At 39.8% G+C, this 25,537-nt stretch carries 22 protein-coding genes; 5 read left to right on the forward strand and 17 right to left on the reverse strand.

What is annotated here, in order from left to right:
• Positions 1-245: 245 nt before the first annotated feature.
• From iolG to GM418_RS10445, 16 genes are all read right to left on the reverse strand, one after another.
• The gene (gene iolG, locus GM418_RS10370) at positions 246-1,259 is read right to left on the reverse strand and encodes an inositol 2-dehydrogenase (RefSeq protein ID WP_158865776.1); all 1,014 of its coding nucleotides are present in this window, start codon (positions 1,257-1,259) and stop codon (positions 246-248) included.
• A gap of 19 nt (positions 1,260-1,278) precedes the next feature.
• A complete protein-coding gene (locus GM418_RS10375; protein ID WP_158865778.1) occupies positions 1,279-2,178 on the reverse strand; it encodes a sugar phosphate isomerase/epimerase family protein in 900 nt (299 codons plus the stop codon).
• A gap of 148 nt (positions 2,179-2,326) precedes the next feature.
• Positions 2,327-3,802, reverse strand: coding sequence for a CoA-acylating methylmalonate-semialdehyde dehydrogenase (locus GM418_RS10380; protein ID WP_158865780.1), 1,476 nt, complete (start codon positions 3,800-3,802; stop codon positions 2,327-2,329).
• A 19-nt stretch (positions 3,803-3,821) separates the two neighbouring features.
• Positions 3,822-5,399 carry a solute:sodium symporter family transporter gene (locus GM418_RS10385; protein WP_158865782.1) on the reverse strand — a complete coding sequence of 526 codons (1,578 nt, stop codon included), beginning with the start codon at positions 5,397-5,399 and terminating at the stop codon, positions 3,822-3,824.
• A 27-nt stretch (positions 5,400-5,426) separates the two neighbouring features.
• Positions 5,427-7,295, reverse strand: coding sequence for a 3D-(3,5/4)-trihydroxycyclohexane-1,2-dione acylhydrolase (decyclizing) (iolD, locus tag GM418_RS10390; RefSeq protein WP_217447757.1), 1,869 nt, complete (start codon positions 7,293-7,295; stop codon positions 5,427-5,429).
• 116 nt (positions 7,296-7,411) lie between these two features.
• Positions 7,412-8,431 carry a 5-dehydro-2-deoxygluconokinase gene (gene iolC, locus GM418_RS10395; protein ID WP_158865784.1) on the reverse strand — a complete coding sequence of 340 codons (1,020 nt, stop codon included), beginning with the start codon at positions 8,429-8,431 and terminating at the stop codon, positions 7,412-7,414.
• 1 nt (position 8,432) lies between these two features.
• Positions 8,433-9,317, reverse strand: coding sequence for a 5-deoxy-glucuronate isomerase (gene iolB / locus GM418_RS10400; protein WP_158865786.1), 885 nt, complete (start codon positions 9,315-9,317; stop codon positions 8,433-8,435).
• Between the two features lie 3 nt (positions 9,318-9,320).
• Positions 9,321-10,262, reverse strand: a complete 942-nt coding sequence (locus GM418_RS10405) for a class II fructose-bisphosphate aldolase (protein WP_158865788.1) — start codon at positions 10,260-10,262, stop codon at positions 9,321-9,323.
• A gap of 188 nt (positions 10,263-10,450) precedes the next feature.
• Positions 10,451-11,470, reverse strand: coding sequence for a LacI family DNA-binding transcriptional regulator (locus GM418_RS10410; RefSeq protein WP_158865790.1), 1,020 nt, complete (start codon positions 11,468-11,470; stop codon positions 10,451-10,453).
• A gap of 50 nt (positions 11,471-11,520) precedes the next feature.
• Positions 11,521-12,162: an HAD family hydrolase gene (locus tag GM418_RS10415; protein WP_158865792.1), complete on the reverse strand. Its 642-nt coding sequence runs from the start codon at positions 12,160-12,162 to the stop codon at positions 11,521-11,523.
• Positions 12,163-12,173: 11 nt separating this feature from the next.
• Positions 12,174-12,818, reverse strand: a complete 645-nt coding sequence (locus tag GM418_RS10420; protein ID WP_158865794.1) for a CPBP family intramembrane glutamic endopeptidase — start codon at positions 12,816-12,818, stop codon at positions 12,174-12,176.
• Between the two features lies 1 nt (position 12,819).
• Complete coding sequence (locus GM418_RS10425) at positions 12,820-13,746, reverse strand: oxidoreductase (protein WP_158865796.1); 927 nt, start codon at positions 13,744-13,746, stop codon at positions 12,820-12,822.
• 7 nt (positions 13,747-13,753) lie between these two features.
• On the reverse strand, positions 13,754-14,422 hold the full coding sequence (locus tag GM418_RS10430) for an NAD-dependent epimerase/dehydratase family protein (protein ID WP_158865798.1): 669 nt from the start codon (positions 14,420-14,422) through the stop codon (positions 13,754-13,756).
• Positions 14,419-15,528 carry a metallophosphoesterase gene (locus tag GM418_RS10435; RefSeq protein ID WP_158865800.1) on the reverse strand — a complete coding sequence of 370 codons (1,110 nt, stop codon included), beginning with the start codon at positions 15,526-15,528 and terminating at the stop codon, positions 14,419-14,421. Before GM418_RS10435 ends, GM418_RS10430 begins: the two co-directional genes overlap by 4 nt.
• 43 nt (positions 15,529-15,571) lie before the next feature.
• Complete coding sequence (locus GM418_RS10440; RefSeq protein WP_158865802.1) at positions 15,572-16,639, reverse strand: NAD-dependent epimerase/dehydratase family protein; 1,068 nt, start codon at positions 16,637-16,639, stop codon at positions 15,572-15,574.
• 50 nt (positions 16,640-16,689) lie between these two features.
• Positions 16,690-17,211, reverse strand: coding sequence for a TetR/AcrR family transcriptional regulator (locus GM418_RS10445; RefSeq protein WP_158865804.1), 522 nt, complete (start codon positions 17,209-17,211; stop codon positions 16,690-16,692).
• Positions 17,212-17,374: 163 nt separating this feature from the next.
• Between GM418_RS10445 and GM418_RS10450 the strand changes: the two genes are divergently transcribed.
• Together GM418_RS10450 and GM418_RS10455 are read left to right on the forward strand one after the other, a co-directional pair.
• A complete protein-coding gene (locus GM418_RS10450) occupies positions 17,375-18,790 on the forward strand; it encodes a PQQ-dependent sugar dehydrogenase (RefSeq protein WP_217447758.1) in 1,416 nt (471 codons plus the stop codon).
• Between the two features lie 64 nt (positions 18,791-18,854).
• Positions 18,855-19,970 (forward strand): helix-turn-helix domain-containing protein, encoded by a 1,116-nt coding sequence (locus tag GM418_RS10455; RefSeq protein WP_217447759.1) that lies wholly within the window; start codon positions 18,855-18,857, stop codon positions 19,968-19,970.
• Between the two features lie 82 nt (positions 19,971-20,052).
• Here the strand turns inward: GM418_RS10455 and GM418_RS10460 are convergent, their stop codons facing one another.
• Positions 20,053-20,637: a hypothetical protein gene (locus GM418_RS10460; protein ID WP_158865806.1), complete on the reverse strand. Its 585-nt coding sequence runs from the start codon at positions 20,635-20,637 to the stop codon at positions 20,053-20,055.
• A 172-nt stretch (positions 20,638-20,809) separates the two neighbouring features.
• Between GM418_RS10460 and GM418_RS10465 the strand changes: the two genes are divergently transcribed.
• The 3 genes from GM418_RS10465 to GM418_RS10475 are packed head-to-tail and all read left to right on the forward strand — an operon-like array spanning position 20,810 to position 25,523.
• A complete protein-coding gene (locus tag GM418_RS10465) occupies positions 20,810-21,796 on the forward strand; it encodes a sugar phosphate isomerase/epimerase family protein (protein WP_158865808.1) in 987 nt (328 codons plus the stop codon).
• A gap of 56 nt (positions 21,797-21,852) precedes the next feature.
• A complete protein-coding gene (locus GM418_RS10470; RefSeq protein WP_158865810.1) occupies positions 21,853-23,343 on the forward strand; it encodes a Gfo/Idh/MocA family protein in 1,491 nt (496 codons plus the stop codon).
• A gap of 47 nt (positions 23,344-23,390) precedes the next feature.
• Positions 23,391-25,523, forward strand: a complete 2,133-nt coding sequence (locus GM418_RS10475) for a glycoside hydrolase family 3 protein (protein WP_217447760.1) — start codon at positions 23,391-23,393, stop codon at positions 25,521-25,523.
• Positions 25,524-25,537: the final 14 nt, after the last annotated feature.

The raw sequence follows: 25,537 nt of genomic DNA on the forward strand, positions 1-25,537 counted from the left end.
CCATCTGAATACCAAATTTAGGAGATTACATTATTATTTTTAAATAAAATGCAATTTTTTGTTCACTTACAGTCGCTCCACTATTCAGGCAAAAATTTTGGCCGGCCTAATCCAAAAGCAAATTCAGGAAAACTAAAATACCAGTAATGATCCAGTTAAGCAGGAAGCTTTTATTTTATATACAGATTAAAGATATATTTCAAATGATTATTTTAAAAAATACTCCGTATCTACTCCTTTTATCTTCAGTTTAATATTTCAGTAAGTTTTACCGGCCGGCCTTCAGCTACCGACTTTTTTGCTGCCAATCCGATTGCAATGGAAAGTAATCCGTCGTTGCCACCAACCGGCATCTCACTCCCGGAAACCAAAGCCTCAATAAACTCGCTCATTTCCCGGTTGTACGAGGCATCATAACGTTCGAGGAAAAAATGCAGAGGCAAGTCTCCCGAAATTCCCGTTTCCGTATATAATTTATGATGGTTGGGAAAGTTATTTTCTGCCTGTGCCATTCCTTTACTTCCAAACACTTCCAAACGTTGGTCGTAGCCATAAACTGCTTTCCTGGAATTATCGATTACCGCCATTGAGTCGTCTTCAAAAGTCAGCGTAATAATTGCCGTATCAATATCTCCTGCTTCTCCTATTCCGGGGTCAACCATGACGGCACCTTTGGCAAATACTTCTTTTACCGATTTCCCTGAAATATAACGTGCCATATCAAAATCATGAATTGTCATATCCAAAAACAGCCCTCCGGAAACTTTGATATACGAAACCGGAGGCGGCCCGGGATCGCGACTGGTAATTTTAACAATCTGGACATCACCAATCGCGTCATCTTCAACCAGTTGTTTTATTTTTTTAAATTCAGGATCAAAACGTCTGTTAAATCCAAGCATTAATTTCACGGCCGATTTTTCAACGATTTCCAGAACTTCTTTCACCCGGTCGAGCGATAAATCGAGCGGTTTCTCACAAAAAATCTGCTTCCCGGCATTTGCTGCTTTTACAACATAATCGGCATGTGTATCAGTTGGCGAACAAATAACAACCGCGTCGACTCCTTCAATGGCCAACAGTTCGTCAAAACTTTTTACAAAAACCGGCACATTAAATTCGTCGGCTATTTTTTTTGATTCATCCAAAACATCCATTACTGCCACAACTTCAATTTCGGGAAAGTTTCTGCACAAATTTTTCAGATGAATTTTTCCTATTCTGCCCAAACCGGCAACAGCTACTTTTATTTTACTCATTTTGGTCTATTTTGTACGGTTAAAGTCCGAGTGATTTAATATATTGCCTGTTCCAGTCGGCACATTTTTTTGGCGAGCCCATTCCGGGAAGAACATCCTGTTCAACCACTATCCAGCCGTCGTATCCTTTATTTTTGAGAATGTTAACAATAGCAGGAAAATCAACATTCCCTTTTCCGAGCTCACAAAAAACTCCTTTTTCCACCGACTTAAAATAATCGTATTCATTTACCTGTGATTCCTTCCCTACTTCAGGATCAAAATCTTTAAAATGAACATGCCAGATACGATTGTAATATTTTTCCAGGGCCACAACGGGGTCGCCTCCACCAAATGCAAAATGTCCCATGTCAAGACATAAACCCAGTAATTCGGGATTGGTAAGTTGCATCAATCTGTCTACCTCTGCAGCAGTTTCCACATAACCGCCACAGTGGTGGTGAAAAACGGTTCGCATTCCAAATTTGTCTTTTACTGCTTTGGCCACCTTTTCCGCACCGGAAGCAAAATTTTTCCACTGCTCTTCATTTAAACCCATTTCCGGTGTTATTCGTCCCGCATTTTTGGTTCGTACTTCAACAGAACCATTTTCATCGGCCAATACGATAAACGCATTTTTATATCCGGCGTTGTACATTAACTCGGCGGTTTTTAATGCAACCTCAACACCGGCGTCGTGCGCTTCCGGTTTTGCCATTGCAACCGGAACAAATGCACCGAGCAATTGCAGGTTTTTGTTCTCCAGTGCTTTATTTAACTCATCCGGATTTGTTGGCATAAATCCCCAGTCGCCCAGTTCGGTTCCGGCATACCCGGTTTCCACCATTTCGGAAAGAACTTGCCTGTATCCCAGCGATTTTCCTTCCAAATCAAATTCGAGAGCTCCCCAGGAACAGGGAGCATTAGCTATTTGAATCATAATCTATTTGAACGTATTAAAAAATCAATTTAAGTCTTTACAACGTAACTTTTTAAACTCTCCCTCTTCTCCCTCTCTTTAAAAAGATCGTAGATGCAATCAGGGTGAGTGAATTACATATTTATATTCGTACACTCATTTATCTAAATCAAAATTTTCTTGTCCATTCTTTTGGCCATCGTTCGATAACCACTTTTGTTTGGGTAAAAAACTCGATGGCGTGTCTTCCCTGCCCGTGCAAATCACCAAAAAAACTGTCGTTCCACCCACTAAAAGGAAACTGTGCCATGGGCGCCGCAACCCCAATATTTATTCCGATATTCCCGGCATTCGCACGGTTTCGGAATGTTCGGGCATTGAGTCCGCTGGTGGTAAACAAACAGGCCATATTTCCGTAGCTGTTACTGTTTACAAAATCAATTGCCTCATCAATTGTATTCATTGGCAGCAAACTCATTACCGGGCCAAAAATCTCGGTTTTGATAACTTCGCCATCCAACGGAACCTTCTCAAGGATGGTAGGTTTTATAAAATTTCCTTTTTCAAAACCGCTGATATTTGCATTTCTTCCATCCAAAAGCAAATTTGCTCCTTCATCGATTCCCTTATTTATAAGTTGTTCTACCCTTGTTTTACTTTCGGGGGTGATAACCGGCCCCATTTCAACTCCTTCCTCGAGACCAAAGCCTGTTGTCTTGTTTTTTGCAGCTTCAACAAGCGAATCTCTGATTTGTCCGTTATTATCGCCAACAGTAACAATATTTGATGCTGCCAGACACCGTTGGCCTGCACAGCCATAAACGCTATCAGCAATAATTTTAGTTGTCATTTCAATATCGGCATCCGGCATTACAATTACAGGATTTTTGGCGCCTCCCTGTGCCTGCACTCTTTTGCCGTTTGCTGTTCCGCGCTGATAAATATACCGGGCCACTTTTGTTGAGCCAACAAAACTTATGGCTTTTACTTCGGAGTGATCAAGCAACGCATCTACACTCTCCTTTCCGCCATGCACCAGGTTTATCAATCCTTTGGGTAAATCCAGCCGATCAATCAATTCAAACACTTTCATCATGGTTAACGGCACTTTTTCCGAGGGTTTCAGGACAAAACTGTTACCACAGGCAAGTGCATAAGGCATAAACCAAAAAGGAATCATCCCCGGAAAATTAAAGGGAGAAATGCATGCACATACTCCCACTGGCTGCCGAATCATAAATTCATCTATGCCTGTTGCGATATTCTCAGAGAACTCGCTTTGCATCAGTGTTGGAGTAGCGCAGGCTGTTTCAATATTTTCAATACCGCGCTGCATTTCCGCAACCGATTCAGCATAACTTTTTCCGCATTCAAGCGTAATTAGACTGGAAATTTCTTCAATATTTTCCTCAATGAGCTGTTTTAATTTGTAAAGCGGTTGCACACGTTTCATCACCGGCACATCGCGCCACTCCTTTAAAGCTGAACTTGCAGCCGAAACGGCCGCTTCCACATCCAAACTGGTATTTCCCCCAAAAGGAACCTTTGCCAATATCTCCTGGTTCGCAGGATTTACAACGTCTTTTGTTTGTTTTTCCCTGCTTTCCTGCCAGGTTCCGTTGATATAATTTTTTAAAACTTCCATATTGTTTGATATTTAATTTTCAAGTTTGTCCGAGTAGTATATAAATCATTATTGTAATCACGAAGAGCGCTACAGAAAGATGGGGGGTATATTTCCAGGGAACCATTTCCATTTTTACCGGAGCAGTACGAATACTGTAGTTCTTACGTGGATAGAAGTAGGACACCGTGTACATAATTATCACATTCAACACAAATTCGATTCCCCAGTTGTGTATAAAATGAATATCGAGCTTTAAAATGAATGTGGTAACGATATAATAAATCAAACCAAAAATAAGTGCCGCTTTTGCCCCCACTGCTGATATCTTTTCCATAAAAAATCCCGCCAGCATAATTGTGGCTATGGGAATAAAAAATATACCGTTCAATTGCTGGAGGAGCTGATACAAACCTTCGGGAGCTTTTGCAACCAGGGGAGCAGCCAGAATTGCCGTAACAGCTAAAATTGATGACAAAAAACGTCCCACCCAAACGAGTCGTTTTTCCGCAGCATCTTTTTTTATTAAACGTTTATAAACATCAATACTAAAAATTGTAGCTGCGCTGTTTAATACACTGTTGAAGGTACTTAAAACTGCCCCCATCACGACGGCTGCAAAAAATCCTGTTAAATACACCGGGAGAACCTTTTTAATCAGGGCAGGATAGATAAGATCCTGATCATCGTACATAGAATCTCCAAAATAATAAAATGCGATAACACCCGGCAGAATAATAATTATTGGCACCAAAATCTTTAAAACTCCGGTAAACAATAATCCTTTCTGAGCTTCTTTCAGATTCCTGGCTGCAAATGCCCGTTGAATGATGGTTTGGTTCATTCCCCAAAAATAGAGCTGGTTAATTATTAATCCGGTAAACAAAACTCCAAAAGGCATTACCGAATCCTTTTCGCCAATTACATTAAACTTTTCAGGAGCATTATGAAATACTTTTAAAAGGCCATCCATAATATTCCCGTTACCGATACCAAACAAAGCAATTACCGGAACAAGAATACCACCGGCAAGTAACCCAATTCCATTAATCGAGTCAGACAGAGCAACTGCTTTTAATCCACCAAAAATGGCGTATACCGAACCGATTATTCCGATGCCAACCACAGTTATCCACAATCCTTCTGTTTGGCTTACACCCAATACCTCCGAAATATTAAAAATACTTTCAAGGTTTATAGCGCCGGTGTACAGAACAATCGGTAAAAGCGTTACTACAAATGATATTACCAAAAAAAGCGCAACCAGACTCCGGGTAAAACCATCGAAACGTTTTTCAAGATACTCGGGAATGGTTGTTAAGCCCAATTTCAGATATCTGGGAATAAAAATGACAGCTGCAACAACCAAAGCGAGTGCAGAAGTCACCTCCCAGCCAATAATTATAAATCCATTTTTGTAGGACGAACCGTTCATTCCGATTAAATGTTCAGTGGAAATGTTGGTAAGTAACATTGAACCAGCAATGATTACACCTGGCAAACTTCTGCCGCCAAGGAAATATCCGTCAGAGGAATCCATTTTGTCTTTTCGCAGTTTATACCAGGTATAAAAAGCGACAAAAGCCGTAAAGCCAATAAAGGTAAGTAGTGTTAGCATAGTTTAGGATGTCACAGTTTTAGTCAGTTAAAAAAAATATCTTTGTTTTTTCTTTTGTTCATCATAGTTTTTTCGGGCTTTTTGCACTGATTCCGATTCAGAAACTTCGGCTATAGGTACATCCCACCAGGCATAACCATAACCTGCAATTTTTCTTTCGGGCACTGTTTGTATATAAATAACAGTAGTGCGATCTTCCGTTTTTGCCATTTTTAAAGCTTCGTTAAAAGAGGCAACATCAGAGGTTTTATACACTTTTGCACCAAGACTTTCTGCATTTTTTGCCAAATCAACAGGCAGACGCTCTCCCTCCAGTTGCCCGGAAGATTTATCGCGATATAAATATTTTGTACCGAAACCTTCGCTTCCGATCGATTTCGACAGACCGCCGATACTTGCAAATCCGTTATTATCAATTAAGATTATCGTGAGTTTGTATCCTTCCTGCAGAGAAGTTATAATTTCAGAAGGCATCATTAAATAACCACCATCACCCAGGATTATATAAATTTCACGGTCGGGGCAGGCCATTTTTGCGCCCAAGCCACCCGATATTTCGTAGCCCATACACGAATAACCATATTCCAGATGAAAGCCTTTTGAATCGCTGGTACGCCAAAGTTTGTGTAAATCACCCGGAGCACTCCCTGAAGCACACAGAACAACGTCTTTGGGCTCAATAAAATTATTTACAGCTCCAATTACTTCCGACTGACTTGGAACTTCATTCCCGTCAGCTTTGTAGGCTGCCGCTACCTTTTCGTCCCAGCTTTTGTTGAATTCAGCCACTTTCTTTCGATATGCTTCATCGACTTTATAATTTTCAAGTTTTTCAAGAAGCTCTTCCAAAATTACTTTTGCATCGCCGGTAAGTGCCAGTCCGCTGTGTTTATAACCATCAAATTCAGTAATATTAATATTGATGAATTTTACCTTTTTGTTTTGAAAAGCTGTTTTTGAGGCAGTTGTAAAGTCGCTGTATCTGGTACCAATTCCAATAACCAAATCGGCAGCCGAACTAATGGCATTGGCACCTTCCGTTCCGGTAGCGCCGGTAGCGCCAAGATTGTGCGGATCGTCATACGGCAACGACCCTTTTCCGGCAAATGTTTCGCCAACAGGAATCCCGGTTGAATGGACAAAGTTATTAAGTGCTGTTTCCGCTTCGCTGTAAATTACTCCGCCCCCGGCAATTATCATCGGATTTTTTGCCGAGCGAATTAAATCAACCGCTCTTTTTACTGCCTGAACATCGGCACGCGGCCGTGGCACATGCCACACTCTTTTTTCAAACATTTCAGCAGGAAAATTAAAAGCTTCAGCCTGCACATCCTGCGGAATACAAAGTGTTACCGCACCCGTGCCGGCAGGTGAAGTTAATACACGCATTACTTCAGGAAGTGAAGTAATCAACTGTCCCGGACGGTTTATGCGATCCCAGTATTTTGAAACCGGTTTAAAACAGTCGTTTACTGAAATATCCTGCGACAATGGCGACTCATATTGTTGAAGCACCGGCGCGACAGTCCGCTGAGCAAAAATATCACCGGGCATCAATAAAACCGGAAGACGGTTTATGGTTGCTCCGGCTGCTGCGGTTACCATATTCGTAGCTCCCGGGCCAATGGAAGAAACACACGCAAAAGTGGATAAGCGGTTTTTCATTTTGGCATATCCAGCCGAAGTGTGTACCGCTGCCTGTTCGTTCCGCACGAGGTAGTATCTGAAATCGGGTTCCTGCTGCAAGGCCTGACCAAAACCGGCAAGGTTACCATGCCCAAAAATTCCAAAACATCCGGCAAAAAAAGGCTGTTCAATTCCGTCTCTTTCAGAATACTGATTTTTGAGGTATTTCATGGTTGCCTGCGCAACCGTAAGTTTGATAGTTTTCATCATATTTTATTTAGCTTCAAGAAACAAGTATCAAGTATCAAGACCAAGGATAAGAACTACTGATTTTCAAAAATTCATTTTGTCTTGTGTCTTGATTCTTGCATCTTATATTCTATCAATTAAAATCCACCTTGTGATTCAATAAATTCGAGAATCTCATTTTCGTAGGGTGTAAAATTGGCGCAGCCCAGTTGGGTAACCACATGCGCTCCGCAGGCATTTCCCATCCGGCAGCACTTATACCAATCCCATCCTTTCAGAAAACCATAGATAAAACCTGCGGCAAACGCATCACCGGCACCAAGAATATTTACCACTTCCACCGGAAAACCGGGAACTTCCTGAATGGTCCCGTCCGGCAAATAAACAATAGCGCCGCGCGAGCCGGTTTTTAATATCAGTGCATCAACGCCAAAACTCAAAATTCCCTGGATAGCTGCGTCAATATCCCCTTTTATTTCGGGTGCGGAAATTTGCTGGTGGCTTATTTTTAACTGTGATTCATGCGTTAGAAAAGCCGCGAGTACTTCTTCTTCGGTTCCCAAAACGATATTGGCATTTCGCATAAATGCGCGGGTGGTAACTCCAAATGCGCGGATATCGTGCCATTGGTCAGCGCGAAAATCAAGATCAAGCATAACCGGGATTTTATTTTTACGGGCTATTTCAGCCGCCAGAAAAGCAGAACTCCGGGTAGGTTCAATATTCAAAGCTGTTCCCGAAACTTCCAGCATGCGCGATTTTTCGATCCCTGCTTCCAGCACATGATCGATGGTTATTTGTGAGTCAGCGCAATTATCACGGTAATACACCAGCGGAAAGCGATCAGGAGGTTCAATTCCCAAAATCACAGCAGAACTTCTGGCTCCCTCAATTACAGGAATATTTTCTGTAACCACTTTTTCCTTTTTCAAAAAATTCAGCAAAAAATCGCCCACCTTGTCTTTCCCAACCCCGGTAAGCAAAGAGGCATTTAATCCCAAACGGCTGCACCCCACTGCGATATTCAGAGGTGAACCACCAACAAAAGCATGGAACCCAGGTATTTCTTCAAACGGGCTACCCACTTCCTGCGAGTACAAATCGATGGATGATCTTCCATACGTAGTTACGTCAAAAATTTTTTCCGGCTCACTCATATTATTTCAAATTATTCATTTCGGCTGTTACAACAGGTACTCTCGGATCAAGTCCCTTCCACGAATTGTATATCCATTCGTGTTCCGGATCGTCAGTGTTGGCGAGCGACTGGTCGCTTCCGGTTAAAAAATTAAGGTAGTACACATTGTATCCATGACCGGCAACAACGGGGTGATATCCGCCCGGAACCAGAACGATATCGTTATTACGGGCAACGGCAATTTCATCCAGACTTCGGTCGTCGTTGTATACCTGCTGAATGGCAAATCCCTGTGGTTTGTCTATTTTATAAAAATAGGTTTCCTCTAAACATGCCTCTGTCACATCGCCATTATCATCCACTTTTCGATCGTCGTGTTTATGTGCCGGAAATGAGCTCCAGTTTCCCGATGGCGTGTAAACTTCCACCGAAACCAAACGATGACAATCGAATCCGGGTTGAAGCAAACTGTTGATCTGACGTGTTGCATTGTCACCACCACGAATTTCGATGGCTGCCTCTTCCGGTCGTTTAAAATATGCGGGATGATCTTCATCCGTTTCACACCATCCGTATGCAATATCGAGAACTTCGCTTTCAGCAGTTAACTCAAACTTTGTGTTCCGCGGAAGGTACAATGAATGGGCAATTCCGCTAAATACGTCTTTTCGCCCATTTTTGGTTTCCCAGTTTCCTTTATCGGATTTTACAGAAAAATTACCCCCAAGTAAAATAATGGCATATTCGTTGCCTTCCGTGTTTCCTGCCCATATTTCACCTTTTTTCATTAACCGGGCCTGAAAATTTAAAAACTGCCACCCTGTTTCTTCCTTTAAAACACTCTGATAAATTCCGTTATTCGGATCTGGTTTCGCCAATAATCTGTATTTTTTGTCTTTTATCATGATTTAACTTTTAAATTCACTTGCTTTTCCTGTTGATTTAAATAATTCAAATTTTTTGATGCAAAACTTTTCAAACGCTTCCATATATGATTTTCCCGGAACGATGGGATCGAACTGAGCCGGAGAATACTTAAAAAATTCACGAACCACGCGCGTCCAAATCAAACGGGCATCGGTTGCAATGTTTATTTTGCACACGCCAAACTGAATTGCCTTAATGATTTCCTTATCTGAAACTCCCTTAGCATCAATACCCAACTGACCACCGGCTGCATTTATTCGTTGTATCTCATCCTTATTTACTGCCGAACCGCCATGGAGAACCAGAGGAAATCCGGGTAATTTTTGCTGAATCTCTTCCAGAATATCAAACTGAAGTCCCTGTTTCCCTGAAAATTTATATGCACCGTGGCTTGTTCCAACGGCAACCGCCAAACTATCGCATCCGGCTTGTTCAACAAATTCAACAACTTCGTCTGGCTGTGTATATTTTTTATTCTTTTCATCCACAACCAAATCATCTTCCACACCACTTAAAACCCCCAATTCAGCTTCAACCGAAATACTTTTTTTGTGTGCTTCTTCAACAATCTCTTTGGTAATTTTCACATTCTCATCAAAGGGTTCGTGTGACGCATCAATCATAACCGAGGTGTAATCTCCCGATAGGATACTTTGGAATGCATGTTCTTTGTTTCCATGATCGAGATGAATGGCAAAAACTGTTTTGGGATAAATTTTAGCTGCCGCAGAAATCATTGCAATCAACATTTCAGAAGAAGCATAATTTCGGGCAACCGGTGTGGTTTGAATAATAAAAGGAGAGTTTGCTTTTTGAGCTGCAGCAAACAATCCGTGAATTTGCTCCATATCCCAAACATTTACCGCAGCAATTCCATACCTGCCGTAACATTTTTTGAATAGTTCACTGGTTGAAACAAGCATTTTTGCCTTTATTGATTTAGTTATACTTCCTAAATTTAAATCATTATTTATACTCAATACAAATAAAACAGGCAAAACTTTATGCAAAGGTTTGCATAAAAAAGTATTGATTCAGAGCAAAATAATAGTGAACAGCAAGAAAAAATGAAGCGTTGGAAGCAAAGTATCTTGCTCCAAAATCCTTCTATTTATCTGGAAGAGCCCCGAACAACCAACTCGGGCAGCAACGTTTCAATTCTGAAGCTTAAAATCTCATTTGAAGCATTAATTCGTTTCATCAAAAAGCGGGCAGCTAGAACTCCCATTTCGTAGGTGGGCTGCCAAACTGTAGATAAGGAAGGTTTAAAAAAAGAGGAGTGTGGATCGTCATCAAAACCAATAACAGATATTTCTTCAGGAATTTTTATTCCCGCCTCTTTTATTACATACATTGCCCCAATGGCTACACCGTCATTAATTGCAAATATAGCATCGGGAGGATTGGGCAGCGCCAGAAGTTTTTTTGTGGGGTCGATCCCATGTTCCGGTGCAAACCCGCAACTTTCAACAATATATTTTTCATTTACCGGGATATTGTGTTTGCTTAAAGCATCTTTGTATCCTTTGAAACGGTGCCGCGCTGTGGAAAGCGTCTGCTGCCCGGCAATGTGCGCCACTCTTTTACAACCGGTCTGAATCAAATGCTCTACAGCCTGAAAAGCACCATTGTATTCGTCAACAAAAACTTTATCCACTTCAATTCCTTCACAATCACGGTCGAAAATTACCAAAGGAATATTGTTGTCGGTTAATATTTTTAGATGACCAAAATTTTTAGTTTCAGACGACGGAGAAATTAAAAATCCATCTACCCGAATGGATGTAAAAGTTTGAATAATATTTTTTTCTTCTTCGTAAGATTCGTTTGACTGGCTGATAATCATATTCACTCCCAAAGGGTTCACCATATCCTGGATTCCGTTAATTACCGAAGAAAAAAAATAACTCGTGATTTCAGGAACCACCACACCTATTGTGTTGGTTTTGTTTTTCAGTAAATTAAGAGCAAGTAAATTGGGTTGATAGTTTAATTTTCGGGCCAGTTTTACTACCGCCTTTTTTGTTTTTTTGCTTATTGCAGGATGGTCATTCAAAGCACGCGAAACCGTTGAGGGAGAAACCCCCAGTTGATTTGCAATTTCAGTTATGGTGGTACGCGACTTTTTCATGCCAAGCCAAAAATGTCCGGTAAATGCTGTCTAAAAACGATGACGCCAATTTAGTTGATGTTTAACAAATTACCTAATTCTTCCATGGTATAAAAAACTTTCGCACCCAACTTCTTAAATTCCTCCTCCTTCAGTTTTGTTGAAAAAGCATACACATCAAAACCGCCTGCTCTCGCAGCTTTTACACCGGGGATACTATCTTCAACAACAGCACACTGTTGGGGAGAAAAACCCATTTTTTTGGCGGCATGTAAATAAATATCGGGCTCGGGCTTCCAACTTCCAATGTCATACGAACTAAAAATATTCTCACCAAACTTATCAGCAAGGTTTGTGGAAACCAGGTTAAGTTTAATTTTTTTCACCGGCCCGCTGGAAGCCACGCCAAAAGGTATTCTTAATTTTTCAATGATTTCATGAACTCCGGGAACAGGTTTGAGTTCGGTTTTGAAGGCCTGAAAAGAACGTTTTCTGAATTCCTCTTCAAAATCCTCTGGTAAATCTTTTCCCAAATGTTCCGTAAAAAATTTCAAATTTTCTTTCATCGAGGTGCCGGTTATTTGCTCCAGAACCGTTTCCTGTTCCAGTTCACATCCCAATTCCGACATCATTTCCCTAAACACTTTGGCTGAAATTGCCTCACTGTCAACCAACACCCCATCGCAATCAAAAATTATACATTTATATTTCATACGAATTATTTTTACAACCACTGCATCATATCTACCCAAAAATGTTGCCCTAATCCAACGGTAAAAATCAGGAACCCCATAATTCCATGAACTATGGCAGTGAACAGCACGCTTTTGGTTTTATCGTAGAGCCAGGCCAAATATATTCCTGCAAAAAAAGTCAAAACCAGCGAAAGCACACTGAAATATACAATGTGTACAAAACTAAAAGTTATCGCACTGGCCAAAATCAAAATCCATTTATTTTGAAACAGACGGGAATATCGCATAAAAAGAAATTTCCGGTAAACGACTTCCTGTCCGTAAGCTGAAAATACCGGATAAAACCCCAACATTGCCAGCCAAATTGCAGGGTTTCTGCGTGGCAGATTAAACAGGTTCTCAGGCTCAAAAATCAAAACAAATATCAATAGAAAGATTCCGCTCAGTACAACAACCAGCAGTTGCTGCAACCACATTTTTTTTGAAATATTCAGACGAACCAAATCACGCAAATGAAAATCTTTTTGTTTTCTGAAATACAAAATTAGCGCAACTAAAACAGGCAATAAAACGGAACTGGGATGAATTATATTCTCCTCAAAAAACAGAAACAGGGGCACACCAATAAACAGAACAACAAATTCAGTGGCGAGAACAATTTTCTTTTTTACCATTTTAGAAATCTGATAAAAATGTAACTCCTGTAATTTTTTCTGAAAGTTCCCATAATTTTTTGGCATCTGCAAGATTATGCGAAGCTTCATTTGACTCCACTTTTACAGGATATCCTTTCATTTCCCTGAATCCGCCAGGCCCGTAAAATTCTCCGCCTTTTACACCTACGTCTACGCAAGCGCGAATTTGCGGCAAGGCCCCCATTTCCGCACTCTGAAAAAACGCATTCAAAAGTACTTTCAAAATCTTAAACAAAAATTTCTTTTCAAGATAGCGGGCCAGGTTGGTATCGGAGACTCCGGGATGAGCAGAAATAGCCAGCGTGTCTACTCCGGCGGTTTCCATTCTTCGCTGTAACTCGTAGGTAAATAATAAATTAGAAAGTTTCGAGCGCCCGTAAGACTTTGTCGGACTGTAGTCTTTGCCATTTTCAAAAAGAAGGTTATCAAAATTCATTTTACCTTGTTTGTGCGCCAAACTGCTCACGTTTACTATTCTTGAATTTTGTGTGTTTCTTATCAGATCAAAAAGTTGCCCGGTTAATGCAAAATGCCCGAGATGATTGATCCCGTTTTGCGCCTCCAGGCCGTCTTTAGTTGTAAAATAGGGAGTCATCATTATTCCTGCATTATTCAGAAGCACATCTATTTTTGTATACTTTCCCTTAAAATCATCAGCAAATTTTTTAATAGATTCAAAACTTGATAAATCAAGTTGCATCACCACAATTTTTCCTTTGGTCTCACCAATCTCGCTTTTTGCTTTCTCTCCATTTTCCATCGATCGGCTGGCGAGAATTACTTCGGCTCCTTTTTGTGCAAAAACTTTCACCGATTCAAAACCAAGTCCGCTGTTTCCTCCGGTTACAACAATTACTTTCCCCGTCAGGTCAGGAATATTTTTGCTTGTCCATTTTCCGTTTTCCATGTTTCTTTTATTTTGACAATTCAATTATATCTTTTGCCTTAAGCACATTCTGACGGAAGCCCCGTAGCATTGAATTTATCATTGCCTGCCCTATTTGAGTAGTACTAACAACCGAATTTGGAGACAAAGCTTTGACAATTTTTACCAGCCACATAAAATAGTCATACATAAACCGGTAGCTTTTTGTTCGCGATTTAATACCACGCAATGGAATTATTATTCCGGGCCTGAACATAAATGCCTGTTTAAATCCGAGTTTCAAGAGATCGTTTTCGGTTTTTCCTTTTATTCGTGCCCACATTACTCTACCGCTTTCTGAAGAATCCGTTCCTTGTCCGGATACATAATTAAAAGTCATTTGCAGATTATTTTCCAGAAGTATTTTTGCCAGAGCCAGTGTAAATTCGTACGATATTTTTTTGTATTGTTCTTCCTTCAAACCAACGGAACTTATTCCAAGGCAATAAAAACAGGCATCGTAACCAGTCAGCTGATTTTTTACATCAGAAAAATTGGTAAAATCTTTATGAATCAATTGCTTCAGCTTTGGGTGATCTATTTCGAGATGATTTCTTCCAACAGCTAAAACTTCCGATATTTCCGGATGATCCAGACATTCCAGCAGAACACCTTTCCCGACCATTCCGGTTGCTCCTGTAACAATTACTTTTTTCATTTTATAGGTTTTAAATGAATTCGTGTTATTTCACTTTTTGTCCCCACACGCATTGGCGGGCCAAATGTTCCGGCACCCTGAGAAACAAAAAGTTTTGTTTCATTAAAACTGTGCAGTCCTTTGTTGTATTGAAAAATAAGACCGGCAATATATTTTATCGGGAAAAGCTGGCCTGCATGAGTATGTCCCGCCAAATACAAATCTACGCCGTGATTACTTGCATATTGAATTCCATCGGGACTGTGATGCAACAACAGAGTAGGCTTACTTTTATCGGGAGAGAGACTTTCGAGTGTACTTTTTATCGTGTTTTTCTGTCCCGTTGTATGTATATTAAATGTTTCACTGTCGGCTGCCATATGATTTAGTCCAATAATCTGTAGCCCATTCCAATGATAAATCTCGTTTTCCAGAACGTGTATATTTATTTCCGTCAAATAGTTCTTAACCATTTGAACACCTGAGTACTTATCATGATTACCTTCAACAAAAAAGATGGGCTTGTGAATATCGGTCAACGGAGCCAGACTTTCTTTTGAGAGATTTATAACGCCATCAAACAAATCTCCTGTAATAAACACGGCGTCAACATTTTGCCGATTCACTTTTCTAACAATTTTTTCTAAAAAAATTTTGCCGCGAAAATGACCAATATGAATATCAGAAAGATGCATAATTCTGATTTCTTTGCTCAATCCTGTAATTCCGATTTCCTGTTGAGTCACCTGAACGTTCCAGGCGTTAAACACGCCATAAACTGAAACAAGGGATGTTATTGCCAATGCAAGAATACCCCTGTTTTTGGGTGAAAAATGTGCAAAAATATTTACTGCCTCAACCAGCAAAACCGACAAAATCAGGTAGAGTAAAACACCCATTACAATTGCTGCCAGCATGTAGATAATATTCCCCCATCGTTTTGTGGAATTTGAGAGTGGCATCATCCCAAAAACCATAAAGGCAGTTGTCGCAGGAAACGCCAAATATAAAAGCCTTGTGTTCTCAATGGCGAAATAAAAATTAAAGCGGCGGGAAAGATAAATATTTGCCCCGGCAATAATCGCCAGAAACAACAATAAAAAAATCAGTGGAAAAAATCGTTTCATAAAAAATAATGTAATTATTTCACTATCAACAAGGAATACCGGTTTATTTTGCTTTTGCAATTTCTTCGTCAACCAATACCTGAAATGTTTCCTCCATTGTAACTTGTAAAGGACGGAAATCGATCCCCAAATCCTTTTTTATCTTTGCATTATCAGCTTTCCATTCCACATTTACATTATTTCTTACATATTTTTTTGTAAATATTTTATTGGCCATCGGCCCAACAAGCAGGAGCAACCATTTGGGTAGCGCTTTCTTTGGTATCGGATAATTTTTTCCAAATTTTGGCTGCAAGACCAAAGCCATTTCTAAAAAATTGGTATTATGCGCTGACGTAATGTAGCGTCCTTTGGCTTCCGGAATAAAACCGGCAAAAAAATGAGCATCTGCCACGTCGCGGACATCAACCAGGCCAACGCCCATTTTGGGCGCTCCCATTTTCATTGTTCCATCACCAAGTTGTTTCATGATATTAAAACTTTCAGAAGTTGTGGCTCCCGGGTTTAACGGAGGCCCCATAACCAGGCTCGGATTAATCGTAATCAAATCCCACTGCGATTGTTTTTCAGCCAATTCCCAGGCTTTTTTCTCGGCCAGTGTTTTGGAATAAGAATAAGGCTGGTATTCCAACGAAGCGGTTGTATTCCATATTTCTTCAGTGAGAATTCCTCCAGCAGCCATCCGGCAATCTACCGCATCAGTATAAATAGCTGCACAACTGCTGGTTAAAACAATTCGCTTTACTGAGGGAGTTTGATTTGCCGTTTCCAACACATTCTCGGTTCCCAAAACGGCCGGCTCAATCAAATCCTTCTGCGGATTTTTAACAACAGTTGTAAAAGGAGATGCAGTGTGAAACACCAATTCGCATCCTTCCATTGCCTCAGCATAGGAACCTTTTTCCAGTAAATCAGATTTAAAATATTTGATTCTTCCTTTGGAATTTTTTGCAATCGCATCAAGATGAGCTATTTTTTCTTTCTTTCCCGGATTTCTGACAGCCGCATGAACGGTAAGTCCTTCTTCCAACAATTTCTTTACTAACCAACTGGCAACATATCCTGTTGCTCCTGTAACCATTACCGGTTTTGTTTTGTCTATTTGTTTCATGATTTTAATTTTTTATGTGAGTACTTACTTATATTTTTGTCAAAAAAATTTTAGATCTTATACTTCTTGAGTAATAATTGAATCATCTGATCAGGATTCAGTTTTGAGCCTTTTAGCACTGCTGATCCCAATCCATCAATAAAAAGAATCAAAAGTTGTGCTTCCAATTCAGGCGACTCGTAATTCAATTTACGAAATGCATTTGTTAAAGCCATGTTCAACGGTTCCATTTTCTTGTCGCCACTTATTTCGAGTTCCCATTTCAATTTGAATTGCAGCTTCCAGAAATCATAATCGGAAACATCAATTTTATTAGTCATTTCAATGGTTTTTCGGATTACTTCTTTTGGATCAGGTTCCATTACAATTTCAACAAAAAGTGACTTCAACCTGTTTTCACCTTCCTCTAAAATAGCTTGCAGCAATCCCTCTTTATTTCCAAAATGCCTGAAAATTAAACCTTCTGAAACCCCTGCCTTTTTTGCCACCTTACTTGTAGATGTGGCATGAAATCCCTCCTGTGCAAAAAGCTGCAATGCAGCCTGTAATATTTTCTCCTGCTTTTCAGTCATATCAAAAGTGAGTAATCGCTCACAAAAATACAAACATTTTCTAAACAAAAAAAAATTTCTCCAATTTTTAAAAAATTAATCCGGACATTAAAAATCAATCCTCTTTATGAAACATAATTTATTCAAATTGTTGTATATTAATATAAAATCTAAATCATTCGTAATGAAATCATTGTTTTTGTTCGTAAAGTATTCTCTTAGTATTGCCTTGTTTTTATTCATGGTTCTGCCTGCTTTTGCGCAGGATGGCGCCGGGCTGTATCAAAAAAACTGTGCACAATGTCATGGAGCCGATCTAAATGGAGGAAATGCCACCAGTCTGGTGGATGGTATTTGGCAATTTGGTGCTGAAAACAGTTATGTGACACGAAATATCAAGTTCGGGATTCCGCACCTTGGAATGCCCTCTTATGAAAAAACACTTTCGGACAATGAAATTCGTTCTATTGTAAGTTACATCCGCGAATCGGAAAATAATGCCGGAGCACAAAAACCACCAACGCCGGAAGAATTGGAAACCATGGATTATGATATTCATGTGGAAACCTTTGCCGATGGTCTGGAGATTCCGTGGGCGATAGATTTTCTTGACAATAATACCGCCCTAATTACTGAAAGGCCTGGAAAACTTCGAATTGTTAAAAATGGCGTACTTCAACCGGAGCCTGTAAAAAATACGCCTGAAGTTTTACATGAAGGACAAGGTGGATTACTGGATGTTGCAATTGATCCTGAATATGACAAAAACAGTTGGGTCTATCTTGCCTACAGTCACGTTTTGCCTGAATCCGGTGGGCAACGTCCACCGGCTATGACACGCCTCGAACGTGGAAAAATTGTAGATAACACCTGGACTGATGCCGAAGTAATTTTTGAAGCACCGCATGAAACTTACCGTACAACACGCCACCATTATGGCTGCCGTATTGTTTTCGATCCTTTGGGATATTTATATTTTGCTATTGGCGAACGTGGTACCGCCGAGCATGCACAGGATATTACACGGCCAAACGGAAAAGTTCACCGGATACACAAAGATGGTTCTGTCCCAAAAGATAATCCTTTTTATAATGAGAAAAACTCAATAAAATCGCTTTACTCCTTTGGGAACCGAAATATCCAGGGAATGGCAATACATCCGGCTACCGGAGAACTTTGGGCAACCGAGCATGGCCCAATGGGTGGAGACGAACTCAACCTCATCAAATCAGGAAAAAATTATGGATGGCCGGTAATAACCTACGGCTTAAACTATAACGGAACTGTAATTACTGAAGAAACACACAAAGAGGGAATGGAACAACCCATTTTGTATTGGAAACCTTCAATTGCGGTTTGCGGATTGGATTTCTACCGGGGAGATGCGTTTGAAAAGTGGAAAAACAGGCTGCTTGTTGGTGCACTAAAATATGAAGAAGTACGTCTTCTCCAAATTGAAGACGAACGTGTTGTTCACGAACAGGTTATATTAAAAGGGGCAGGCAGAGTACGGGATGTTTCTACAGGACCTGACGGAGCAATTTATGTTGTTTTAAATAATCCCGGGAAAGTTGTTCGGCTGGCACCAAAACCAAATTAATAATTCATTTTAATTAAACTTAGTTTGCCGGTTCGAGTCAAAAGTCAGCTAAAGAGACTTTGTTGTGCAGAAAACAGTATTTATAGTTGGATTTATTCAATCACTTTTTGGGATTTTAATCTTTTCTACAAAACGGCCTAGACACCTCAGCTTTTTATTTTTAACCATTTGGATGGCTGTTAACGCTATTTTTCTCGGAGCAGGATTACTTCCCTTTCAGGTAGTAAAATATTTTAAACCCGGAGTTTTCCCCGTTCTAATATTAACCGGACCACTGCTTTATTTTTATGTAAGTTCTCTTGCCATTGAAAATTTTAAGTTAAAAAAGATCCACCTTCTGCATTTAGTTCCATACTTATTAGTCTGTATTCATCGTTCTGCAACGAGTGCAGTATCCATTGTCAGTTCACCCGATTTAACACAGAACCCGAATTATCTTTATAATAAAATTTATCTTTCGCTATTGTTAATTTCTGTGTTTGTTTATTGGTTTTTAAGTTTGGATGTCATTTTAAAGCATCGAAAGAAAATCCCGTTGTATTTCTCAAATTATTCAAGTAAAAACACCTTAAGCTGGCTGATTCTGGTGCTTTCTTTATTTTTACTCTTTTTTATTAGCAACCATTTGTTATTTTTTGCACGAAATGTTTTAGCAATTACGATAAACAGATTTTCTCCTCTCTCTTTTAATTTTACTCTTTTTACCTTTATAATGATTTATTTTGGAATAAATCAATCGGTAATTTATAAAAAAGATAAAGCGCGGTCAACTGAGGATGGGCAAATTTCTCATTCAGACAATCATGAAAATAAATATGTTGGTTCTTATTTAAATGACCAACAAGTAGAAGACTTAAACGATACGGTAATAAATTATCTGAATAGTAAAAAGCCATACCTCAACCCGGAATTCAATCTGCAAATGATGGTCGATGATCTAAATATCTCAAGACATAAGTTATCGCAGGTTATTAACCGTAGTCAGAATAAAAATTTTTATAAGCTTATGAATGAATACAGGATTAGAGAGGTGAAAGAAAAGCTTGGAAACAAGGAATATAAAAATTTAACGGTATTGGGAATTGCTTTTGAATGTGGATTCAATTCTAAAACTACCTTTAACCGAATTTTTAAAGAGGAAACCGGAATGACCCCGACAAACTATATAAAGGGAACATAAGTTCAACACAGATAATAATTTTGTTGAAAAAAAAAGACCCGGTGAGATAACAACCGGGTCTCCCTATGCAATTTAGTCTCTCCTACTTTGCAAATTGATGAACATACTTTTTGTTGAAAGAGTATAAAACGGCTTTATAATTTCCCGATTCCAATTTTGAAAGATTGTATCCTGAATGAATAGGAAATTCGTTACCAATCTTAGCCTTAAATATCCGTCCATTTTCATCATAGATTTCTAATTTGAATTTTTCTTTTTTGAAGTTTAAGTAAGATAACTTCAAATTTTTGCCATCAAAAATGAAATACGGGTCTACATTCATCTCCGATTCACCAAAAATAATTTTATTGGTGGCTATTATAAAATCCTTTTCTACAGAAGCGCTGTTCATTTTCAAAGTCATTTTATATTTACCATTTTCGAGGTTCTGAACATCAAAAATCTTCTGATATGAAGAAATCGGTTTATCCGATTGTTTAAAATAAACCAAATCTCCATTTTTAGCGTAAACGCTAATCTCGAAATCAGACACATGGTCATTTACAACCGAAACAATTAGTTGGTTCGCATTCAATGGTGTTACAATCATTTTTGAAAGATCTGTTGCAGAAGCCATTGTTGCAATTGCCGCTGCCAGCAGTGTTGCTAAAATTCTCTTTGTTTTCATTTTGTTTCTTTATTAAAATTTAATTGTTTTCGTTATTTGCTTATGGTTTATAGATTTTAAACAGGAGGGGAAGTTTAACAATGCTCCGATGAAATTGGTGCCAATAAATTAGTTGGGACGTTTAAATCATTAAGCTAACTAAATTTGATTATTTATGATCAAACCTACAAAGATGAAAAAATCAAACCTTTCGAGACGAAAATTTCTTGGTACAACTGCGGCAGCAGCTACAGGAATTTCGATCATCCCATTCAATTATTCTTTTACACCACAAAGAAAAAAACCTAATTCAAAAGTAAACGGTGTCCAGTTGGGTGTTACAACATTTAGCTATATGCGTGTTCCCCATAGTTTAGAAGAAACTTTAGGATATATATTGGAAGCTGGTATTAATGCGGTTGAAATGCGAGGAGTTTTGGAGGAAGGTTTAGGCATACCGGCAGGCCCTCCCAGACGTCGGAGAGGTTCAGATTTAACTGCAAAAGAAAAAGCCGAAATTGCAGAAGCAACCAAAGCAGCTCAGGAAAAACAAAAAGAGTGGCGTTTAAGTTTACCCATGCAAAAATATGCAGATATCCGCAAGATGTACAACAACGCAGGAGTGGATATTCATATTGCCAAATTTGCACCGTCCGGATGGTCGGACGAAGAACTCGACTATGCCTATAAAGCATCCAACGTACTGGGGGCTTACGGTATAACCGACGAAGCCAGTGTTGAAGCTTGTAAACGTATGGGTAAGTTTGCAGAAAGAAACAATAGCCTGGCTATTTACCACACTCACGGGCAATTTGGTGACCCCGAATTTGACATTGATACATTATTAAGCTATTCACCGGCTAACCGTCTTAACCTGGATGTGGGGCACTATTACGGAAGTACCGGGAAACATCCAAATGATGTTATTATCAAATACCGCGATCAAATTCCAATGATTCACATGAAAGATAAAACCGGCCCCAACCATCCTGAAAAACCAAATACAAGCGTACCTTTTGGAGAAGGTAGCACACCTATAGCAGATGTACTGGAACTGCTAAAAAAAGAAAAATGGCCAATCGATGTTTTTGTTGAGCTTGAATACCAAACTCCGGAAGGTTCTGACCCAGTAAAAGAAGTAACTAAATGTATTGAATACATGCGAAATATACTGGAATAAAAGATAAACCATAATCATTTTCAGACAATCAATAGCAATTGATAAAACCTGATAAAATGGAAAATAAACTAACACGAAGAAACTTATTAAAAACTGTCGGACTTGTTGGCTCCGGTATGATACTTGGCGGTAATGCAACCGGAAATATTATTCGTCCGGAAATTTTGCATGGCAAAGCTGAAAGCGCAGTCGGAAAAGTGAACCTGGCTTTAATTGGAATTGCGAATCAGGGGGCAAATGATGCAAGACAGTTTATCAATACAGGACTTGCAAATATTGTTGCTGTATGTGATGTTGATCTCGATTCCGAGGGTTCACAAAGAACAATTCAACAAGTTCCAAAAGCAAAACAATACAGAGATTTCCGTGTAATGTTTGATGAGATGGCCGGAGACATTGATGCTGTCCAGGTTGCTATTCCCGATTTTGCTCACTTCCCGGTTTGTATGGCGGCAATGCAATTAGGAATAAGTGTTTATGTTGAAAAACCAATGGCCCACACTTTCCTTGAAGCGGAATTATTGGCCAAGGCGGCCCTGAACAATCCCAAGCTGGCAACACAAGTTGGGAACCAGGGACATTCAGGTGAAAATTATTTCCAATTCAAAGCCTGGAAAGATGCAGGAATTATTAAAGATGTGACAGCTGTAACGGCTTTTATGAACGGTACCAGAAGATGGCATCCCTATGATCCAAAGATTTCAAAATTTCCCGAAGCACAGCCATTGCCCAAAGGAATGACTCCGAAACATTGGGACACATGGCTTACAACAGCTGGTTATCACGACTTTAATGAAAAATATCATCCGGGAAACTGGCGTGGCTGGTATGATTTTGGGATGGGCGCTCTTGGAGACTGGGGAGCACATATACTCGATACCATTCATCAGTTTCTCGAACTTGGACTGCCTTATGAAATTGAACCTGTACATGTTCGTAATCGTAATGATTTCTTTTTCCCGTTGGAAACAACTTTAAAATTTAGATTTAAAAGTCCCGGAGACATGCCTCCATGTGATATCACCTGGTACGATGGTGTTGAAAACACACCTCCGTTTCCCGAGGGTTATGAATCTGTGGAGGCAACTGTTGACAATTCCATTCCCCCTCCGGGTGGAACAAGCGCACAGGAAAACCGACCAGCCGGAAATCAAAGGCCACAGCGCAGGCGGAGAAATACTGCAGGTAAAATTATATACAGTAAAGAATTAACATTTAAGGGAGGCACTCATTCTGCTCCTCTTTTTATTATTCCTGAAGAAAAAGCAAAGGAAATGTCTTCTCAATTGCCGGAATATCCTGAAAGTCCTTCCAACCACTATGAAAACTTTCTGAAAGCCTGCCTGGGCGAGGAAAAAACCCGATCTCCGTTTGAAATATTTGCACCATTATCACAGATATTTTCTCTTGGTGTAATCGCAATGCGACGTAACGAGAAACTTATATTTGATGATCGCAACAAAGAAATAATCAACGATAAGTTTGCAAATTCACTTCTAACAGACAGACCTCCGCGTATGGGATGGGAAAGCTATTACAAAGTTTAATGCTTATTCAAATATTATTTTTATTCAGCTATTAAAACCTATATACAATGAAAACACATCTCAAAGTTTATAGCAAAATCAATTTTAATGAGCTTTTTATAAAAAAAATGAACGGTGTACCGATTCTTCTGCTGAGTCTTTTGTTTTTATTACCGTCGTGCAATAAAAAAGAGAATTTTTTACAACCAGAATTAGGGATGAAAGATGTTGAACGAATTGAATCCGACGGTTTACAGTTTAAAGATCTCAATAAAAATGGGGAGCTTGATCCCTATGAAGACTGGCGACTAAGCGCTGAAGAACGGGCAGAGAACCTGGTGTCGATGATGACGCTCGAAGAAAAAGCAGGTTTGATGCACATAACATCAGAACGTCGGCGAGGTGGCTTTGGAAGGGCCGCAATTCCTAACGGTGGCCGCTTCCCGGGACAGGCCGCAGGTGCAGGGGTGCCCAATGGCGGTGCTTCTCCGGGACAGGTAACCCAACCTGATGATGAAGAAAATGAACCTGAGGAGATAATCGCCGAAGATCCGTTCCCGGCGACAATAGACTACATCAATAATCGTAAAATTCGTTATCTCATTATTCGTGACAATCTTCCGGCACATGATATTGCATCCAGAAATAATAAATACCAGGAAATAGCAGAACAAACACGCCTTGGGATACCCATTGTTTTTACATCGAATCCACGTAACCATAGCGGGCGTATAGAATTTGGAATTACTGAAGCAAGCGGACAATTTTCAACATGGCCCGGGCAACTTGGCTTAGCCGCAGCTAATGATGCTTCGCTGATTCGCCAGTTTGCAGAAATCGCACGAAAAGAATGGCGGGCAGCTGGTATTCGAAAAATTTACGGATACCAGGTTGAAACAGCAACTGAACCCCGATGGCGCCGTATAAGCGGAACCTTTGGCGAAAGCCCGGAGTTGAGCGCAGAATATACACGTGAATTGGTAATTGGTTTTCAGGGAGATGAAATAAATAGTGAGTCTGTTGTTCACACGATTAAACACTTTCCGGGCGACGGGCCGGTTTATCTCGGGATGGATCCTCACACTGAACAGGGACAATGGGCCATTTATCCGACTGAAGGCAGTTTGGAAAAATATCATCTTCCGCCATTTCAGGCCGCAATTGATGCAGGTGTAAGTTCAATTATGAGTTATTATAATCGTCCGAGTAATGAAATGTCGGTACCACAACTCAACGGCGAACCTTTTGAGGATGTGGCCGCCGCCTATAACAAGGCAATCATTACTGAACTTCCGGATAAAATGGGATTTAAAGGTTATATAAATACTGACAGTGGAATACTGACACGCCAAGCGTTTGGAGTTGAAGATTTATCGATGGAAGAACGATATGCAAAGGCTGTTCAGGCGGGAGTTGCTCTTTTCTCCGATGTGAATGATCCTGCACCTTTATTAAGTGCTGTAAAAAGTGGGGTACTTTCAGAAGAAGATCTTAATCCGAAAGTAACATTACTTCTTACTGAAATATTTAAACTGGGTTTATTTGAAAATCCGTATGTTAACCCGGATGAAGCACAGCAAGTAGCAGAAAACAGGGAATCACAGGCATCTGCAGACGAAGCCCACAGAAGATCGATTGTTTTGTTAAGTAACTCCGATGTCTTACCGCTCGATAATGATAAAAAGGTATACGTGGAAGTATTCACCGGCAGAAACAGCGAAGAATCAACGAGTTCATTCAAAGAATTAATGGGACAATCCCATCAAACAGTAGATAGTCCTTCGGAAGCAGATGTGGCTATTGTTTGGGCAATGCCAAGCACTTATGAAATCTCACCGGAAGAGGGTGTTTCAATTGACCTGAATAAAGACACAGGAATTGATGTTGCAAAAATCCGCGATATTGAATCCAAAGTACCAACGATTTTAGTTGTAAACTTTGACAACCCATGGATTATCAACCAAATTGAACCCGATGCAGCAGCTGTTTTAGGCACCTTTGGTGTGAAAGCAGAAGCTCTGATTGACGCAGTTTATGGTCGATATAATCCTTCAGGTAAATTGCCTTTCACTATTCCGGCTAATCTGGAAGCTGTTGAAAAAAATGCATCCGATGTTCCCGGTTATGCGGAAGATTTTGATTACGTGTATAGCAACAAGGCAGGTGATGATTATTCATTTGGATTTGGGTTGAGTTATTAATTGAAACAAATTAC

Source organism: Maribellus comscasis (assembly GCF_009762775.1).
In the GTDB taxonomy this organism is placed as follows: Bacteria; Bacteroidota; Bacteroidia; order Bacteroidales; family Prolixibacteraceae; genus Draconibacterium; species Draconibacterium comscasis.

What these genes read in the sequence shown, in the direction of transcription:
- iolG (WP_158865776.1), bottom strand. Translation starts at nt 1,259, where the DNA reads ATGAGTAAAATAAAAGTAGCTGTTGCCGGTTTGGGCAGAATAGGAAAA.
- GM418_RS10375 (WP_158865778.1), bottom strand. Translation starts at nt 2,178, where the DNA reads ATGATTCAAATAGCTAATGCTCCCTGTTCCTGGGGAGCTCTCGAATTT.
- GM418_RS10380 (WP_158865780.1), bottom strand. Translation starts at nt 3,802, where the DNA reads ATGGAAGTTTTAAAAAATTATATCAACGGAACCTGGCAGGAAAGCAGG.
- GM418_RS10385 (WP_158865782.1), bottom strand. Translation starts at nt 5,399, where the DNA reads ATGCTAACACTACTTACCTTTATTGGCTTTACGGCTTTTGTCGCTTTT.
- iolD (WP_217447757.1), bottom strand. Translation starts at nt 7,295, where the DNA reads ATGATGAAAACTATCAAACTTACGGTTGCGCAGGCAACCATGAAATAC.
- iolC (WP_158865784.1), bottom strand. Translation starts at nt 8,431, where the DNA reads ATGAGTGAGCCGGAAAAAATTTTTGACGTAACTACGTATGGAAGATCA.
- iolB (WP_158865786.1), bottom strand. Translation starts at nt 9,317, where the DNA reads ATGATAAAAGACAAAAAATACAGATTATTGGCGAAACCAGATCCGAAT.
- GM418_RS10405 (WP_158865788.1), bottom strand. Translation starts at nt 10,262, where the DNA reads ATGCTTGTTTCAACCAGTGAACTATTCAAAAAATGTTACGGCAGGTAT.
- GM418_RS10410 (WP_158865790.1), bottom strand. Translation starts at nt 11,470, where the DNA reads ATGAAAAAGTCGCGTACCACCATAACTGAAATTGCAAATCAACTGGGG.
- GM418_RS10415 (WP_158865792.1), bottom strand. Translation starts at nt 12,162, where the DNA reads ATGAAATATAAATGTATAATTTTTGATTGCGATGGGGTGTTGGTTGAC.
- GM418_RS10420 (WP_158865794.1), bottom strand. Translation starts at nt 12,818, where the DNA reads ATGGTAAAAAAGAAAATTGTTCTCGCCACTGAATTTGTTGTTCTGTTT.
- GM418_RS10425 (WP_158865796.1), bottom strand. Translation starts at nt 13,746, where the DNA reads ATGGAAAACGGAAAATGGACAAGCAAAAATATTCCTGACCTGACGGGG.
- GM418_RS10430 (WP_158865798.1), bottom strand. Translation starts at nt 14,422, where the DNA reads ATGAAAAAAGTAATTGTTACAGGAGCAACCGGAATGGTCGGGAAAGGT.
- GM418_RS10435 (WP_158865800.1), bottom strand. Translation starts at nt 15,528, where the DNA reads ATGAAACGATTTTTTCCACTGATTTTTTTATTGTTGTTTCTGGCGATT.
- GM418_RS10440 (WP_158865802.1), bottom strand. Translation starts at nt 16,639, where the DNA reads ATGAAACAAATAGACAAAACAAAACCGGTAATGGTTACAGGAGCAACA.
- GM418_RS10445 (WP_158865804.1), bottom strand. Translation starts at nt 17,211, where the DNA reads ATGACTGAAAAGCAGGAGAAAATATTACAGGCTGCATTGCAGCTTTTT.
- GM418_RS10450 (WP_217447758.1), top strand. Translation starts at nt 17,375, where the DNA reads ATGAAATCATTGTTTTTGTTCGTAAAGTATTCTCTTAGTATTGCCTTG.
- GM418_RS10460 (WP_158865806.1), bottom strand. Translation starts at nt 20,637, where the DNA reads ATGAAAACAAAGAGAATTTTAGCAACACTGCTGGCAGCGGCAATTGCA.
- GM418_RS10465 (WP_158865808.1), top strand. Translation starts at nt 20,810, where the DNA reads ATGAAAAAATCAAACCTTTCGAGACGAAAATTTCTTGGTACAACTGCG.
- GM418_RS10470 (WP_158865810.1), top strand. Translation starts at nt 21,853, where the DNA reads ATGGAAAATAAACTAACACGAAGAAACTTATTAAAAACTGTCGGACTT.
- GM418_RS10475 (WP_217447760.1), top strand. Translation starts at nt 23,391, where the DNA reads ATGAAAACACATCTCAAAGTTTATAGCAAAATCAATTTTAATGAGCTT.